The sequence below is a fragment of the Streptomyces sp. NPDC057136 genome, assembly GCF_042670885.1.
Taxonomy (GTDB): Bacteria; Actinomycetota; Actinomycetes; order Streptomycetales; family Streptomycetaceae; genus Streptomyces.
Genome location: NZ_JBHUUV010000035.1, coordinates 37,607 through 54,228, shown reverse-complemented (window position 1 = coordinate 54,228; position 16,622 = coordinate 37,607). Strand labels below are relative to the sequence as shown.

Here is a 16,622-nt window from a genome sequence, read left to right as displayed (position 1 = left end):
GGTCCGTCCGCCCGGCCGGCTTGCCGGGTTGTTGATGAGGACGTGCCCGGAGCCTAAATGGTTCATGCCTCGAAGGGAACGTGATGTCCACGTCACTCCAACGAATGATCGAACGTGTATGCGACGCTGCACTAGCATAAGGATTCCCCGTGGGTGGCGTTACAACCGCTCTACCAGGGCTCTGTAGGCTCTCAGCGGCTACCGAAGCCGAGCCCGTTACCCAGTGGGCCCCAAATGAAATTCAGCGAGGAGCGAACCGCGTGACCGCCGATACGTCCGTGCCGTCCACTGCGCTGCTGACCGGAGCAGGCGGCGTCGTAGACAGGGACAGCTCCAACTACACCGCGCGGCACCTTCTGGTCCTTGAGGGTCTGGAGGCGGTTCGCAAGCGCCCGGGGATGTACATCGGGTCCACCGACAGCCGCGGTCTCATGCACTGCGTCTGGGAGATCATCGACAACTCGGTCGACGAGGCCCTCGGTGGCCACTGCGACGCCATCGAGGTCATCCTCCACGACGACGGTTCCGTCGAGGTCCGGGACAACGGCCGAGGCATCCCGGTCGACGTCGAGCCCAAGACGGGGCTCTCCGGCATCGAGGTCGTCATGACCAAGCTGCACGCCGGCGGCAAGTTCGGCGGCGGCTCGTACGCGGCGTCGGGCGGTCTGCACGGCGTGGGCGCGTCCGTCGTCAACGCCCTCTCCGCCCGCCTCGACGTCGAGGTCGACCGGAACAGCTCGACCCACTCGATCAGCTTCCGGCGCGGGGTCCCCGGGATGTTCACGGAGCAGGGCCCGGACAGCCCGTTCGATCCGGCCAACGGGCTGCGCAAGGGGAAGCGCGTCCCGAAGAACCGTACGGGTACCCGTGTGCGGTACTGGGCGGACCGGCAGATCTTCCTCAAGGACGCCAAGCTCAACCTGGAGACGCTCTACCAGCGGGCCCGCCAGACGGCCTTCCTCGTCCCCGGCCTCACCATCGTCGTCCGCGACGAGCGCGGCGTCGACGGCGAGGGGAAGACGGAAGAGACGTTCCGCTTCGACGGCGGCATCAGCGAGTTCTGTGAGTACCTCGCCCAGGACAAGGCGGTCTGCGACATCCAGCGCCTGACGGGGACGGGCACGTTCAAGGAGACCGTGCCGGTTCTCGACGAGCGCGGCCACATGACGCCCACCGAGGTGACCCGGGAACTCGGTGTGGACATCGCGCTGCGCTGGGGCACCGGGTACGACACCAACGTCAAGTCCTTCGTGAACATCATCGCCACTCCCAAGGGCGGCACGCACGTCAGCGGATTCGAACGCTCCGTGACCAAGACGGTCAACGAGGTGCTCCGCTCCGCCAAGGTGCTGCGCGTCGCCGAGGACGACATCGTCAAGGACGACGCCCTGGAGGGCCTCACGGCGGTCGTCACCGTACGGCTGGCGGAGCCGCAGTTCGAGGGGCAGACCAAGGAGGTGCTCGGCACCTCGGCGGCCAACCGGATCGTCTCCAACGTGGTGGCCAAGGAGCTCAAGGCTTTCCTGACCGACACCAAGCGAGACGCCAAGGCGCAGGCCAGGGCGGTGCTGGACAAGGCGGTGGCCGCGGCCCGTACGCGGATCGCAGCCCGTCAGCACAAGGACGCACAGCGTCGCAAGACCGCGCTCGAGTCCTCCTCGCTGCCCGCTAAGCTCGCCGACTGCCGCAGCGACGACGTGGGCCGCAGCGAGCTCTTCATCGTGGAGGGCGACTCGGCGCTCGGTACGGCCAAGCTGGCCCGGAACAGCGAATTCCAGGCTCTGCTGCCGATCCGGGGCAAGATCCTCAACGTTCAGAAGTCGTCCGTCTCGGACATGCTGAAGAACGCCGAGTGCGGCGCCATCATCCAGGTCATAGGAGCCGGGTCCGGGCGGACCTTCGACATCGACGCCGCCCGCTACGGCAAGATCGTCCTGCTGGTGGACGCCGATGTCGACGGTGCCCACATCCGGTGCCTCCTGCTGACGCTCTTCCAGCGGTACATGCGGCCCATGGTCGAGGCGGGACGCGTCTTCGCCGCCGTGCCCCCGCTGCACCGGATCGAGCTCGTCCAGCCCAAGAAGGGCCAGGACAAGTACATCTACACGTACTCCGACGGCGAGCTGCGGCAGACGCTGATGGAGCTCCAGCGGAAGAACGTCCGGATCAAGGACTCGATCCAGCGTTACAAGGGTCTCGGCGAGATGGACGCGGATCAGCTGGCGGAGACCACGATGGACCCGCGCCACCGCACCCTGCGGCGGATCAACATCGGCGACCTCGAATCCTCGGAGCAGGTGTTCGATCTGCTGATGGGCAACGAGGTCGCGCCGCGCAAGGAGTTCATCACCAGCTCGGCCGCCACGCTCGACCGGTCGCGCATCGACGTCTGACACGCTCAGGGGCTCACGCTCGGAAGCCCTCCGCACAGGGGTCCTCCCGCACCTGGGAGGGCCCCTGATGCATGCGTTACACGCACATTCGGGCCACCGCACAACCGACCGGGGCATACATCACCTGAAGAGGTGAAGTCCGGCGAATGAAGTGCCCGGGATCTTCCCGATCTGCCCATTCTTGGCTATGCGGCCGAAAAGGTCCGTGGACAAGGGAGTTGTTCGGTGGAGAAGGAAGCAGGGTGCGAGGCCGCAGCGGTCCGGCTGGACGACCCGTGGTACGACGAGCCGCTCCCGGGCTGGGGCGAGCTGGACGGTACGGGCAACGGCGTGCCAGCCGGGCCGCCCGGGCCCGCGCTGCCGCAACAGGGCCACAGCGCGGCGGACATCTACCTGGAAGTGCAGCGCAGCGAGGCGTTCCGCGAAGTGCGCCGCCGTTACCGGCACTTCGTGGTCCCGGCGGCTGGCGCCTTCCTCCTCTGGTACGTCGGCTATGTCGTCGCGGCGACGACGGCGCACGAGCTGATGGCCCGCCCGGTGATCGGCGCCGTCAACGTGGCGATGGTCGCCGGGCTCGGCCAGTTCTTCACCACCTTCCTCCTCACCTGGGCGTACGCACGGCATGCCCGGCTGCGCAGGGACCGCGCGGCGCTCGATCTGCGGTGGGACACCCAGGAGATGACGAGAGGGATCGGGCGTTGAGCGGGGACGAGTGGGGCGGCGACCACCAGACGCTGGCACTCCTGCTGTTCAGTGCGTTCATCGCGGTGACTCTCGGCATCACCACCTGGGTGGGCCGGAACCGGCAGGGCTCGGCCGAGGAGTTCTACGCGGGCGGACGGCTGTTCTCGCCCATGGAGAATGGATTCGCCATCGCGGGCGACTACATGTCGGCGGCGTCCTTCCTCGGCATCTCCGGGCTGATCGCCCTCTTCGGTTACGACGGCATGCTCTACTCCGTCGGCTTCCTCGTCGCCTGGCTGGTCGTCCTGCTCCTCGTGGCCGAACTCGTCCGCAACTGCGGCCGGTTCACCCTCGCCGACGTGGTCGCGGCGCGCATGGCGGAGCGACCGGTACGTACCGCGGTGGGCACCTCGTCCGTCACCGTCTCCGTGCTGTACCTGGTGGCGCAGATGGTCGGCGCGGGCAGCCTCGTCGCGCTGCTGCTCGGCGGTACGAGCGATGCCGCACGCTCCTGGACCGTCATGGGAGTCGGGGCCCTGATGGTCGTCTACGTGTCGCTCGGCGGCATGCGGGCCACCACCTGGATCCAGATCGTCAAGGCCGTCCTGCTGATGGCGGGAGCGGTCGCGCTCACGGTGCTCGTCCTGGTGCACTTCCACGGCAACGTCAACGCGTTGCTCAACTCCGCCGCCGAACGCAGCGGCCACGGCAAGGACTTCCTCGCGCCCGGGCTCCGGTACGGCGGCAGCTGGACGGCGCGCTTCGACTTCATCAGCCTGGGCCTGGCACTTGTGCTCGGTACGGCCGGTCTGCCCCACATCCTCTCGCGCTTCTACACCGTGCCCACGGCCCGCGCCGCCCGCCGCTCCGTCGTCTGGTCCATCGGCCTCATCGGCAGCTTCTATCTGATGACGATCGTGCTCGGCTTCGGTGCGGCGGCGCTGGTCGGCCCGGTGGAGGTACGCGCGTCGAACGCCTCCGGGAACACGGCTGTTCCGCTGCTGGCCCTGGTCCTCGGCGGTGGTGAGGGTTCCACCGGCGGAACGGTTCTCTTCGCCGTGGTTGCGGCCATCGCCTTCGCGACCATCCTCGCGGTCGTCGCCGGGATCACGCTGGCCTCGTCGGCGTCCGTGGCCCATGACCTCTACGCCTCGCTCAGGCGCCCCGGCGCCAAGCAGCACAGCGAGGTGGCGGTGGCTCGGGTCGCCGCTGCGGGGGTCGGGGTGGTCGCCATCGCGCTGGGTCTTCTCGCCCAGAACCTGAACGTGGCGTTCCTGGTCGGACTGGCCTTCGCCGTGGCGGCGTCGGCCAACCTCCCGGCGCTGCTCTACTCGCTGTTCTGGCGGAACTTCACCACGCGGGGAGCCGTCTGGGCGGTCTACGGTGGTCTGATCCCCGCCATCCTGCTCGTGTTGCTCTCACCGGTCGTCTCGGGCAGTCCCAGCTCGCTGTTCCCCGGCGTGGACTTCCAGCTCTTCCCGCTGGAGAACCCCGGACTCGTCTCCATCCCGCTGGGCTTCCTGGCCGGCTGGCTGGGCACGGTGACCTCCCCGGAACCGCCCGACGAGGCCAAGCACGCGGAGACCGAGGTCCGCTCCCTGACCGGGGCGGGAGCGGTGTGAACGGGCCGTGTCAGCTGGCGGCGGCCCAGGTGTAGCGGTGTTCCGGGCGGCCCGTCTCGCCGTACCTCAGGGTCAGCCGGACCCGCCCGGTCCGCTCCAGCAGCTTCAGATAGCGCTGCGCGGTCTGCCGGCTCATCCCGGCGCTGTCCGCGATCTCCTGCGCGGAGAGCGGCTGCTCAGCGGTCCGCAGCGCCTGCCGGACGAGCTCCGCGGTGGTCGGTGAATGTCCCTTGGGGAGGTCGGGCTCGCCGACGGTCCACAGGGCACCGAAGAGCCGGTCCACCTCGGTCTGCTCGGCCTCCCCGCCGCCTTCCAGCGTGCGGTGCAGGGCCGCGTACGCCTCCAGTTTGCTGCGCAGGCCCGCATACGTGAACGGCTTCACCAGGTACTGGAGCGCGCCGTAGCGCATCGCGGCCTGGACGGTGGCGACATCGCGGGCCGCGGTCACCATGATCACGTCCGTGTGGTGGCCGAGTGCACGGAGTTCCTGGACCACGGAGAGGCCGTTGCGGTCGGGCAGGTAGTGGTCGAGCAGGACGAGGTCGACAGGGACCTCCGCGATCCTGGCGAGCGCTTCGGAGGCGGTGTGGGCCTGGGCTGCCACCCGGAAGCCGGGCACCTTGGCGACGTAGGCCGCGTTGATCTGCGCGACGCGAACGTCGTCGTCGACGATCAGCACCTCGATCACGGGGCCTCTCCCGTCGTCGCGAGCGGGGTGCCCGGAGTCTTCGCGTCCGGGGCTTCGGGCTGGCGCAGGGCTTCCGGGAGGACGACCGTGAACACGGCCCCGCCTTCCGCGGCCGTCGCGACGTCCACGCTTCCGCCCTGGCGCTCCGCCAGCCGTCGTACCAGCGCGAGCCCCAGACCGCGTTTGCCGTGCGCCGGGAGCTCCTTGGTGGACCAGCCCTCCGTAAAGATGGATTCACGCTGGTCGGACGGTACGCCGGCGCCGCTGTCCCGTACTCGGAGAACCACCGTACGCCCCTCCGCCCAAAGCCCCACCTCGATGAGGGCGTCCGCCGACCCGGCCGCCGCGTCCAGCGCGTTGTCGACGAGATTGCCGAGGACCGTGACCAGGCCGCGCGGGTCCACCAACCGGTCCGGGAGCAGGGTGCCCGGCGCCATCCGCAGCGACACCCCGCGTTCGGCGGAGACCGTGGCCTTGCCGACGAGGAGCGCGGCCAGCAGCGGATCGTTGACCCGCTCCGTCACCTGCTCCGCGGTCGCGCGGTGGACCCCGACGACCTCGGTGACGAACTCCATCGCGTCGTCGTGCATCTCCAGCTCCAGCAGCCCCAGGAGGGTGTGCAGCCGGTTGGCGTGTTCGTGGTCCTGGGCGCGCAGGGCGTCGATCAGACCGCGGGTGGAGTCGAGCTCGCGGCCGAGGTGTTCGAGCTCCGTGCGGTCGCGGAGGGTGGCTACGGCGCCACCGTCGTCGGTCGGCATCCGGTTGGCGAGCAGGACCCGGTTGCCGCGCACGGTCAGCAGGTCGTCACCGACCACCCGGCCGGCCAGCACATCCGCGGTCCGGCCCTCGCCCAGCGCCTCGTCGAGCGGGCGGCCCGCGGCGTCCGGACCGAGGCCGAGCAGGCGCTGCGCCTCGTCGTTCAGCAGCCGGATGCGTCCGGTCCTGTCGAGGGCGACGACCCCTTCGCGAATGCTGTGGAGCATCGCCTCGCGCTCGGTCAGCAGCGCCGAGATATCGGAGAAGGCCAGGTCATGGGTCTGCCGCTGGAGGCGGCGGGAGATCAGATACGCGGCGAGCGCACCGACGGCCAGCGCTCCGCCCGCGTAGGCGAGCAGCCCGGGAATCGCCGCCAGCAGCCGGGCACGGACACTGTCGTACGCGATGCCGACGGAGACCGCCCCCACGATCCGGTCCGCCGCGTCGTGGAGCGGCACCTTGCCGCGTGCCGAGCGGCCGAGCGTACCGCTGTCGATCTCCATGACGTCCCTGCCCGCGAGCGCCTGGCTGGGGTCCGTGGAGACGACTCTGCCGATCTGCCGGCTGTCGGTGTGCGACCAGCGCACTCCGCGCCGGTCCATCACCACGACGTACTCCGCGCCGGTGGCCTTTCTGATCCGCTCGGCCGCGGTCTGCACGGGTCCGGCGGGGGTCGGCTCCGTGGTCAGCAAGGACGTCGTGATCTGGGACTGGGCGGCGGTGCTCTGGGCTATGGCCAGGGCGCGCCGCATCGCCTGGTCGTCGAGCTGGGCGCTCAGAGGGGCCAGGAAGAGGCCGGTGACCAGCACCGTGACTCCGGTGATGATGGTCAGCTGGATCAGGAGGACCTGGGAGAAGACCCGTTGCGGCCAGCCGAGCCGGCGGGGTCCCCGGGCGGTGGTCGGCGGGGCGTTCACCTTACGAACGGTAAAGGGCATCCGGGCCCTTTCTGAAATCTCCGGTGGTGGATCAGCTATGAGGCGGGCGTCGGGGAGGGGAGCGGCTGCGGGGGACGGGGGCCTTCGTACTGCCCGCTGGGCCGCATGCGCAGGGGGCGTTCCGCGTACTCCTCCAGGGCGTGGGCGATCCAGCCCGCCGTGCGGGACACGGCGAACACCGTCTCGCCGGCTTCCGCCGGCATGCGGCACGCGACCGAGAACACCGCGAGCGCGAGGTCGACGTTGGCGTGCAGCGGGGCGTGGCGGGCGGTGGTGGTGACCACGTCACGGGCTGCCGCCAGCACCGGGGCCGCCTGCGGTACGTCCGCGAGCAGGGCGAACAGGGCCGTCGCACGGGGGTCCTCGCCCGCGTAGAGGGGGTGGCCCAGGCCCGGGACCCCGCGGCCGGTACGGAGGTGGTCGGCGACGACGGGGGACGCGCTGCCCCGCTCCACGACCTCGGCGAGCATGCGGTGGGCCAGCCCGCTCGCGGCGCCGTGCAGCGGTCCCTCCAGGACACCGAGGCCCGCGGAGACCACGGCGTACGGATGGGCGTGGGCGGACGCGGCGACCCGGGCGGCCAGCGTGGACGCCGCCAGGTCGTGGTCGGTCAGCAGGGCGAGGGCGGTGTCCAGGACGGTGAGCGACGCCGCGTCGGCCGGTTGCGCGGTGAGTTTCGGCCACAGCTGACGGGCGATTCCCGTGTCGCCGACCTGGGCCGGGAGCTCCCGTCCTCCGGCCATCGGCAGGGCGCTCACCAGGGTGGGGATCAGGCCGCGCGCACTGTTGAGGACGCCCTGCGGGCTGAGGTCGAAACGCAGGGGATCGGCGGCCGCCGCCGCGACGAGCGCGACTCGCAAGCGATCCGTGGAGCCGCTGTGCGCGGGCAGCGCGTCGACGGCGTGCCTTGCTGCCGCGAGCGATTCGGGCGGTGCGGTGAAGCGGATGCCGGGCCGGATCTCGCCGGTCCAGATCCACTCGGCGACTTCCTCGTAGCCGTGATGGCGGGCCAGCTCCGTCGCGTCGACGCCCCGGAAGTAGTACCGGTCGCGGTCGATGAGCGTGATGCCGGTACGGAAGACGAGGCCGCCGTCGGCGGATGCGGGCTCCCTCCGTCCCGTACGCCTGACCAGGGCTTTCACCTCGGCGGCGTCAAAGGTGCTGCCGCGTCCGCCGGGGGCGCGCCTGCTGCTCAGCTGGCCCCGGCTGACATACGCGTACACGGTTTCGGGCTTCACGCCCAGCAGCTCTGCCGTCTCCCGTGTCGTGAGCCGTGGGTCCTCCGCCGCGTCGTCCGTGCCGGAGGTCCGCGCTGCTTGATCCGTCATGGTGCCCACCGTATCCATCGACATGCATTGATTCAATCAATATTGACAGAATCAAAGTCAAGCATGGACAGTCGAATCAATACATGGAGACCCCATGCATCACGGAAGAGAGTCCCGACATGACGGCCATGACCACTGACCCCGCACCGCTCGACGTACCCCGTGGCCTCGCGGGCGTTGTCGTCACCGATACCGCTCTCGGGGACGTCCGGGGGCGCGAGGGCTTCTACCACTACCGGCAGTACTCGGCGATCGAGCTGGCGCAGAGCCGCAGCTTCGAGGACGTCTGGTACCTGATGTTCCACGGCGAGCTGCCCGACCGGGCCGCCCGCGCCGACTTCACGGCCCGGACGGCGGCGCTGCGCCGCCTGCCCCACGAGGTCACGGAAGCCCTGCCCGCCATCGCCAGGGCGGGCGCCGTGTCCGGTCCGCTCGCCGGGCTGCGTACGGCCCTCTCGCTGCTCGGGGCCTCGGCCGGATTCCGTCCGGTGTACGACATCGGCGCCGAGCGCCGCCGCGACGACGCCCTCGCGGCCTGCGCCGCCGTCCCGACCGTCCTCACCGCCCTGCACCGGCTCGGCAAGGGGCTGGAACCCGTCGAGCCGCGCGACGACCTGCCGAACGCCGCGAACTACCTGTACATGCTCACCGGCTCGGAACCGGACGCCGCGCGGGTCAGGGCCGTCGAGCAGTACCTCATCTCGACCATCGACCACGGCTTCAACGCCTCGACGTTCACCGGCCGGGTCGTCGCCTCCACCGGCGCCGACGTGGCCGCCTGCCTGGTCGCCTCGGTCGGCGCGCTCTCCGGACCGCTGCACGGCGGCGCCCCCAGCCGCGCCCTGGACACGCTGGACGCGATCGGCACCCCCGACCGCGTCGACGGCTGGATCCGGGAGCGGGTCCTCGCGGGCGAACGCATCATGGGCTTCGGACACCCCGTGTACCGCACCGAGGACCCGCGCTCGCGGATGCTGCGCTCCATCGCCCAGAGCTTCGGCGGACCGCTCGTCGACTTCGCGGTCGAGGTCGAACGGCAGGTGGAGGCGATCCTCGCCGAACTCAAGCCGGGGCGCGAGCTGCACACCAACGTGGAGTTCTACGCGGGTGTCGTCATGGAGCTCTGCGGACTGCCGCGCGAGATGTTCACGCCCACCTTCTGTGCGGCGCGTGTGATCGGCTGGAGCGCCAATATCCTTGAGCAGGCGGAGGACTCGAAGATCATCCGCCCGGCGGCCCGCTACATCGGTACGCCTCCGCCCCAGCCGGTCCCGGCACCCTGACGATCCACGAGAAGGGCCCCCGTTGACCCCGCCCCGCACCCCGCAGATCCCGGTCGTCGTCCTGGCGGGCTTCCTCGGCTCCGGAAAGACAACGCTGCTCAACCACCTTCTCCAGCACCGCGCGGGCAACCGGATCGGTGTGATCGTCAACGACTTCGGTTCCATCGAGATCGACGCCATGACCGTCGCGGGGCAGGTCGGCTCGACGGTCTCACTGGGCAACGGCTGTCTGTGCTGCGCCGTCGACGCGAGCGAACTCGACACCTATCTGGACACCCTGACCAGGCCCGCCGCCCGCCTCGACGTGATCGTCATCGAGGCGAGCGGCCTGGCGGAGCCGCAGGAGCTCGTACGCATGCTCCTGGCCAGCGACAACCCGCGCATCCGGTACGGGGGACTGGTCGAGGTCGTCGACGCGGCCGAATTCGAAGGCACCCGGGACCGCCACCCGGAGATCGACCGCCATCTCGCGGTCGCCGACCTCGTCGTGCTGAACAAGACCGACCGGGTCGGCGAAGCGGAGCACGCGAGGCTGCGCGAGGCCGTTGCGGCGGCGGGCAGCCGGGCGGCCGTCGTCTCCGCCACGTACGGACGGATCGATCCCGGACTGCTCTTCGACCCCGTCCTGCGGCCCGACGAGGACGAGAAGATCCGTCAGCTCACCTTCGAGGATCTGTTCCTGGAGGAGCGGGCGGCCCAGGCCGGTGACGAGCACGCGGGCCATCTCCACACCGCGTACGAGAGTGTCTCCTTCACCGCCGACGTCCCCCTGGACCCCCGCCGCTTCATGAGCTTTCTCGACACCAGGCCCGAGGGGCTCTACCGGATCAAGGGGTTCGCCGACTTCGGTACGGGGGACCGGGACAACCGGTACGCCCTGCACGCGGTCGGCCGGTTCCTGCGCTTCGTTCCGCAGCAGTGGGGACGGGACGAGCAGCGGCTCACCCAGCTCGTGCTGATCGGTTCGGGCATCGACGCGGAGGCACTGCACAAGGAGCTCTCCGACTGCCGCGAAAGCGGTGCGCCCGCACCGGACGCGGATGCCACACAGGACGCCACCCATGACCCGGAGCGGAGCATGTGGGGCGTCCTGCGCTACGTACAACAACCGGACGTACAGCAACCGGACGTACAGCAGCCCGACGTAGAGCAGCCCGACGTAGAGCAGCCCGACGTACAGCAGCCCGACGTAGAGCAGCCCGACGACGACGCGCGGCCGTAGCCGCGGCGCCGTCGTCCGGCCTTCGTCTACACAGGTCCGGCGATCACCGCGACCGGGCTCGTCAGCGGTGTGCCCGAACCGTCACGGCGCGGGTCGGGCTCCGGCAGTTGCGCCGGCGTCCCGTTCTTCTGCGCCGCCCGTGCCGGGATCGTGCCGGCCCAGGCGAAGACGAGGACGTCCTCGCCCTTGAGGAAGCGCTGGCAGCGCACCCCACCGGTGGCCCTGCCCTTGCGCGGGTACTGGTCGAACGGGGTGAGTTTCGACGTCAGCTCCGAATCGTCCAGCGTGCCGTGCGACCCCGCCACCGTGAACACCACCGCGTCCGCCGCCGGGTCCAGCGCGGTGAACGAGAGCACCTCGGCCCCCGCCGCGAGTTTGACGCCCGCCATACCGCCCGCCGGGCGGCCCTGGGGCCGCACCTGAGCGGCCGGATAGCGCAGCAGCTGGGCGTCGGACGTGATGAAGACCAGGTCCTCCTCACCCGTACGCAACTCGGTCGCGCCGACGATCCGGTCACCGTCCTTGAGCGAGATGACCTCCAACTCGTCCTTGTTGGCCGGGTAGTCGGGCACCACGCGCTTCACCACCCCCTGCAGGGTGCCGATCGCCAGACCGGGCGACGCCTCGTCCAGCGTGGTGAGACAGACCAGCTCCTCGTCCGTCTCCAGCGAGAGGAACTCCGAGACCGGCGCCCCTCCCGACAGGTTGGGGGCGGCGTGCGTGTCCGGAAGCCGCGGCAGATCGATCACCGCGAGCCGCAGCAGCCGGCCGGTCGAGGTGATCGCGCCCACGTCGCCCCGCGCCGTCGCGGGAACCGACGACACGATCACGTCGTGCTTCGCGCGCTTGGCGTCCTCGCCGATGACGATCGGGTCCGCGTTGGCCGTACGGGCGAGCAGCCCGGTGGAGGAGAGGAGCACCCGGCACGGGTCGTCCGCCACCTCCAGCGGTACGGCAGCGACCTGCGAACCCGCCGACTCCAGCAGCACCGTGCGGCGGTCGGTGCCGAACTTCTTGGCGACCGCGGCCAGTTCGGTGGAGACGAGCTTGCGCAGCTCCGTGTCCGAGTCGAGGATGGCGGTCAGCTCGCCGATCTCGGCGTTGAGCCGGTCGCGCTCGCTCTCCAGCTCGATCCGGTCGAACCGGGTGAGCCTGCGCAGCGGAGTGTCCAGGATGTACTGCGTCTGGATCTCGCTCAGCGAGAAGCGCTCGATGAGCCGCTCCTTCGCCTGAGCCGAGTTGTCGCTGTCCCGGATGAGGCGGATGACCTCGTCGATGTCGACCAGGGCGACGAGCAGCCCCTCGACCAGGTGCAGCCGGTCGCGGCGCTTGGTGCGGCGGAACTCGCTGCGCCTGCGCACCACCTCGAAACGGTGGTCGAGGTAGACCTCCAGGAGCTCCTTGAGCCCCAGGGTGAGCGGCTGGCCGTCGACCAGCGCCACGTTGTTGATGCCGAAGGACTCCTCCATCGGCGTCAGCTTGTAGAGCTGCTCCAGCACCGCCTCCGGTACGAAGCCGTTCTTGACCTCGATGACCAGACGCAGGCCGTGCGACCGGTCGGTGAGGTCCTTGACGTCCGCGATGCCCTGGAGCTTCTTCGCCGAGACGAGATCCTTGATCTTGGCGATCACCTTCTCCGGGCCGACGGTGAAGGGCAGTTCGGTGACGACGAGGCCCTTGCGGCGGGCCGTGACGTCCTCCACGGCGACCGTGGCACGGATCTTGAACGTGCCGCGGCCTGCCGCGTACGCGTCCTTGATCCCGCCGAGGCCGACGATCCGGCCCCCGGTCGGCAGGTCCGGACCCGGGACGAACCGCATCAGGGTCTCCAGGTCCGCGCCCGGGTGCCTGATGAGGTGGCGGGCGGCGGCGATGACCTCGCCCAGGTTGTGCGGCGGCATGTTGGTCGCCATACCGACCGCGATCCCGGTCGTGCCGTTGACCAGGAGGTTCGGGTACGCCGCGGGGAGGACGACCGGCTCGCGCTCCTGGCCGTCGTAGTTCGACTGGTAGTCGACGGTGTCCTCGTCGATCGACTCCGTCATCAGCGAGGTGGCGTCGGCCATACGGCACTCGGTGTACCGCATGGCGGCGGGCGGGTCGTCGTTACCGAGCGAGCCGAAGTTGCCGTGTCCGTCGACGAGCGGGAGGCGCATCGAGAACGGCTGTGCCATGCGTACCAGCGCGTCGTAGATCGACGCGTCGCCGTGCGGGTGCAGCTTACCCATCACTTCGCCGACGACGCGGGCGCACTTCACATAGCCGCGGTCGGGGCGGAGCCCCATCTCGTTCATCTGGGACACGATGCGGCGGTGCACCGGCTTCATGCCGTCGCGGGCGTCGGGCAGGGCCCTGGAGTAGATCACCGAGTAGGCGTACTCGAGGAAGGAGCCCTGCATTTCGTCGACGACGTCGATATCGAGGATTCTCTCCTCGAAGTCGTCCGGCGGCGGGGTCTTCGTGCTGCGGCGGGCCATCGCTGCTGCGACTCCTTCACGGATTCTGTTCGGCAACCTCAGGTTCTGACGCGGACCATTGTGGACCGCCGCACTGACAACGCCGACCTCGACCCGTCCGAAGCGGTCCTGCGGGCCCCGCGGGAGGCACCGTTTACGGCAGCATCTACGACAACATCCACGGATCGGGAACTTCGCCAGGTGCCGGTGCGCTTGCTTAGAGTGGCAGGTCTGGCAGGAAAACCTGTATCGCGATCGAAGGGACGTACATGCCCATGGGTCACACGGCCACAGCTCAGGCCGGCTCCGGCGGCAGAACAGCGACCGAGCACCGCCTGGCCAACGGCCTGCGTGTGGTGCTCTCGGAGGACCATCTGACCCCGGTCGCCGCGGTCTGTCTCTGGTACGACGTCGGTTCACGCCACGAGGTCAAGGGGCGTACCGGTCTGGCTCACCTCTTCGAGCACCTGATGTTCCAGGGCTCGGGCCAGGTCAAGGGGAACGGGCACTTCGAGCTCGTACAGGGAGCCGGTGGTTCGCTGAACGGCACGACCAGTTTCGAGCGGACCAACTACTTCGAGGTCATGCCCACGCACCAGCTGGAGCTCGCGCTCTGGCTGGAGGCCGACCGCATGGGCTCGCTCCTCGCCGCGCTCGACGAGGAGTCCATGGAGAACCAGCGCGACGTCGTGAAGAACGAGCGCCGCCAGCGGTACGACAACGTTCCGTACGGCACGGCCTTCGAGAAGCTGACGGCCCTCGCCTACCCGGAGGGCCACCCGTACCACCACACCCCCATCGGTTCGATGACCGACCTGGACGCGGCGACCCTCGAGGACGCGCGTACGTTCTTCCGTACGTACTACGCGCCCAACAACGCGGTGCTCTCGGTGGTCGGCGACATCGACCCGGAGGAGACGCTCGCCTGGGTCGAGAAGTACTTCGGTTCCATCCCGGCCCACGACGGCAAGCAGCCGCCGCGTGACGGCACGCTGCCCGGCATCATCGGTGAGCAGCTGCGCGAAGTGGTCCACGCGGAGGTCCCGGCGCGCGCGCTGATGGCCGCCTACCGGCTGCCGCACGACGGCACCCGGGAGTGCGACGCGGCGGATCTGGCGCTGACCGTGCTCGGCGGCGGCGAGTCCTCCCGGCTGCACAACCGGCTGGTCCGCCGCGACCGTACGGCGGTGGCGGCCGGGTTCGGGCTGCTGAGGCTGTCCGGGGCGCCTTCGCTCGGCTGGCTGGACGTCAAGACGTCCGGCGGGGTCGAGGTGCCGGAGATCGAGGCCGCGGTCGACGAGGAGCTGGCCAGGTTCGCAGCCGAGGGCCCCACGCCCGAGGAAATGGAGCGGGCCCAGGCGCAGTTGGAGCGCGAGTGGCTGGACCGGCTCGGTACGGTCGAGGGCCGCGCCGATGAACTGTGCCGGTACGCCGTGCTGTTCGGCGACCCGCAGCTGGCCCTGACGGCCGTGCAGCGGGTGCTCGACGTCACTGCGGAGGAGGTCCAGGCGGCCGCCAAGGCCTGCCTGCGCCCCGACAACCGCGCGGTCCTGGTCTACGAACCGGTCGAAGCGCCGGCCGACGCCGATGCCGAAGCCGGCACCGACACGCAGGAAGGGGCGGAGCAGTGAGCGACGCCGCTGTGACTGGAGTAGCGATGGAGTACCACCCGCAGCCGACCGCGGGCGTGGCCAGGCCCTGGGCCTTCCCCGCACCTGAGCGTGGCGCCCTGCCCAACGGCCTCACCGTGCTGCGCTGTCACCGCCCCGGCCAGCAGGTGGTCGCGGTGGAGATCTTCCTGGACGCGCCGCTGGACGCGGAGCCCGAGGGCCTCGACGGTGTGGCCACGATCATGGCGCGCGCCCTGTCCGAGGGCACGGACAAGCGCTCCGCCGAGGAGTTCGCCGCCGAGCTGGAGCGCTGCGGCGCGACTCTCGACGCGCACGCCGACCACCCCGGTCTCCGGGTCTCGCTGGAGGTCCCGGTCTCCCGGCTGACCAAGGCGCTCGGGCTGGTCGCCGAAGCGCTGCGGGCGCCCGCCTTCTCCGAGAGCGAGATCGAGCGTCTGGTGGGCAACCGCCTCGACGAGATCCCGCACGAGCAGGCCAACCCCGCCCGCCGGGCGGCCAAGCAGCTCTCCAAGGAGCTCTTCCCCGCCACGGCGCGGATGTCGCGTCCGCGGCAGGGCACCGAGGAGACGGTGGCGCGGATCGACGCAGCGGCCGTGCGCGCCTTCTACGACGCACACGTCCGTCCGTCCACCGCGACGGCGGTCGTCGTCGGCGACCTCACCGGGGTCGACGTGGACGCGCTCCTCGCCGACACCGTCGGTGACTGGTCGGGCAACTCCGCCGAGCCCCGCCCGGTCCCGCCCATCACCGCCGACGACCGCGGCCGCGTGGTGATCGTGGACCGTCCCGGAGCGGTGCAGACGCAGCTGCTGATCGGCCGCATCGGCGCCGACCGGCACGACAGCGTCTGGCCGGCCCAGGTCCTCGGCACGTACTGCCTGGGCGGCACCCTCACCTCGCGGCTGGACCGCGTGCTGCGCGAGGAGAAGGGCTACACCTACGGCGTACGCGCCTTCGGGCAGGTGCTGCGCTCGACGGCTCCCGGCTCCTCGTCCGGGCGCACCGGAGCGGCGATGCTCGCCATCAGCGGCTCGGTGGACACGGAGTCCACGGGGCCGGCGCTGGACGACCTCTGGAAGGTGTTGCGGACGCTGGCGGCCGACGGGCTCACCGACGCCGAGCGCGAGACGGCCGTGCAGAACCTCGTGGGCGTCGCCCCGCTGAAGTTCGAGACGGCGGCCTCCGTGGCGGGCACCCTCGCCGACCAGGTCGAGCAGCACCTCCCGGACGACTACCAGGCCCAGCTGTACGCGCGGCTGGCCGAGACGGGCACGGTCGAGGCGACGGCCGCGGTGGTCAACGCGTTCCCGGTGGACCGGCTGGTCACGGTGCTCGTCGGTGACGCCTCCCAGATCGCGGACCCCGTCCGCGCACTGGGAATCGGCGAGGTGTCGGTCGTCAGCGGCTGACGAGCGGTCTGCTCTCCGACGTACTCACAAATGCACACAAAGAGGACCCCGATGGGCAAGTTCCCCTCGGGGTCCTTCCCTTTTGTCCGACTTTGATGCGGAGGTTACCTGTCTGCCCTGTGGGATGTACTACAAATCAGCCTGTCCGTTTGGTGATTGAAAGTGACCCCGTTTAGCGTCGGCTCGGCTGTCCGTCATGTGTATGCCGCATC

Annotated in this window: 11 protein-coding genes; 7 read left to right on the top strand and 4 right to left on the bottom strand. The window is 70.1% G+C overall.

What is annotated here, in order from left to right; genetic code table 11:
• The first annotated feature begins 260 nt into the window (after window positions 1–260).
• The 3 genes from ACFT7S_RS31105 (at window position 261) to ACFT7S_RS31095 (ending at window position 4,699) form a co-directional block, all read left to right on the top strand.
• Window positions 261–2,393, top strand: coding sequence for a type IIA DNA topoisomerase subunit B (locus ACFT7S_RS31105; protein ID WP_382737484.1), 2,133 nt, complete (start codon window positions 261–263; stop codon window positions 2,391–2,393).
• Between the two features lie 225 nt (window positions 2,394–2,618).
• On the top strand, window positions 2,619–3,095 hold the full coding sequence (locus ACFT7S_RS31100) for a DUF485 domain-containing protein (RefSeq protein ID WP_382737483.1): 477 nt from the start codon (window positions 2,619–2,621) through the stop codon (window positions 3,093–3,095).
• A complete protein-coding gene (locus ACFT7S_RS31095) occupies window positions 3,092–4,699 on the top strand; it encodes a cation acetate symporter (RefSeq protein ID WP_382737482.1) in 1,608 nt (535 codons plus the stop codon). Before ACFT7S_RS31100 ends, ACFT7S_RS31095 begins: the two co-directional genes overlap by 4 nt.
• Before the next feature lie 10 nt (window positions 4,700–4,709).
• Here the strand turns inward: ACFT7S_RS31095 and ACFT7S_RS31090 are convergent, their stop codons facing one another.
• From ACFT7S_RS31090 to ACFT7S_RS31080, 3 genes are read right to left on the bottom strand one after another with little or no spacing between them, the layout of a single operon-like run.
• Window positions 4,710–5,387, bottom strand: a complete 678-nt coding sequence (locus ACFT7S_RS31090) for a response regulator (RefSeq protein ID WP_382737481.1) — start codon at window positions 5,385–5,387, stop codon at window positions 4,710–4,712.
• Window positions 5,384–7,060: an ATP-binding protein gene (locus tag ACFT7S_RS31085; RefSeq protein WP_382737480.1), complete on the bottom strand. Its 1,677-nt coding sequence runs from the start codon at window positions 7,058–7,060 to the stop codon at window positions 5,384–5,386. The genes ACFT7S_RS31090 and ACFT7S_RS31085 overlap by 4 nt, the downstream gene beginning before the upstream one ends.
• A gap of 56 nt (window positions 7,061–7,116) precedes the next feature.
• Window positions 7,117–8,409 carry a citrate/2-methylcitrate synthase gene (locus tag ACFT7S_RS31080; protein WP_382737479.1) on the bottom strand — a complete coding sequence of 431 codons (1,293 nt, stop codon included), beginning with the start codon at window positions 8,407–8,409 and terminating at the stop codon, window positions 7,117–7,119.
• A 128-nt stretch (window positions 8,410–8,537) separates the two neighbouring features.
• Between ACFT7S_RS31080 and ACFT7S_RS31075 the strand changes: the two genes are divergently transcribed.
• Window positions 8,538–9,692 carry a citrate synthase/methylcitrate synthase gene (locus tag ACFT7S_RS31075; RefSeq protein WP_382737508.1) on the top strand — a complete coding sequence of 385 codons (1,155 nt, stop codon included), beginning with the start codon at window positions 8,538–8,540 and terminating at the stop codon, window positions 9,690–9,692.
• 22 nt (window positions 9,693–9,714) lie between these two features.
• Window positions 9,715–10,914, top strand: a complete 1,200-nt coding sequence (locus tag ACFT7S_RS31070; protein WP_382737478.1) for a GTP-binding protein — start codon at window positions 9,715–9,717, stop codon at window positions 10,912–10,914.
• Window positions 10,915–10,940: 26 nt separating this feature from the next.
• Here ACFT7S_RS31070 and ACFT7S_RS31065 read toward each other — a convergent pair whose 3' ends face one another.
• On the bottom strand, window positions 10,941–13,391 hold the full coding sequence (locus tag ACFT7S_RS31065; protein WP_382737477.1) for a DNA topoisomerase (ATP-hydrolyzing) subunit A: 2,451 nt from the start codon (window positions 13,389–13,391) through the stop codon (window positions 10,941–10,943).
• Between the two features lie 248 nt (window positions 13,392–13,639).
• Between ACFT7S_RS31065 and ACFT7S_RS31060 the strand changes: the two genes are divergently transcribed.
• On the top strand, window positions 13,640–15,001 hold the full coding sequence (locus ACFT7S_RS31060) for a M16 family metallopeptidase (RefSeq protein ID WP_382737476.1): 1,362 nt from the start codon (window positions 13,640–13,642) through the stop codon (window positions 14,999–15,001).
• Window positions 15,002–15,027: 26 nt separating this feature from the next.
• Complete coding sequence (locus tag ACFT7S_RS31055) at window positions 15,028–16,410, top strand: M16 family metallopeptidase (RefSeq protein WP_382737507.1); 1,383 nt, start codon at window positions 15,028–15,030, stop codon at window positions 16,408–16,410.
• The last annotated feature ends 212 nt before the right edge of the window (window positions 16,411–16,622 follow it).

Coding starts and splice junctions, on each gene's coding strand:
- ACFT7S_RS31055 (WP_382737507.1), top strand. CDS start 15,028: ATGGAGTACCACCCGCAGCCGACCGCGGGCGTGGCCAGGCCCTGGGCC.
- ACFT7S_RS31080 (WP_382737479.1), bottom strand. CDS start 8,409: ATGACGGATCAAGCAGCGCGGACCTCCGGCACGGACGACGCGGCGGAG.
- ACFT7S_RS31065 (WP_382737477.1), bottom strand. CDS start 13,391: ATGGCCCGCCGCAGCACGAAGACCCCGCCGCCGGACGACTTCGAGGAG.
- ACFT7S_RS31060 (WP_382737476.1), top strand. CDS start 13,640: ATGCCCATGGGTCACACGGCCACAGCTCAGGCCGGCTCCGGCGGCAGA.
- ACFT7S_RS31075 (WP_382737508.1), top strand. CDS start 8,538: ATGACCACTGACCCCGCACCGCTCGACGTACCCCGTGGCCTCGCGGGC.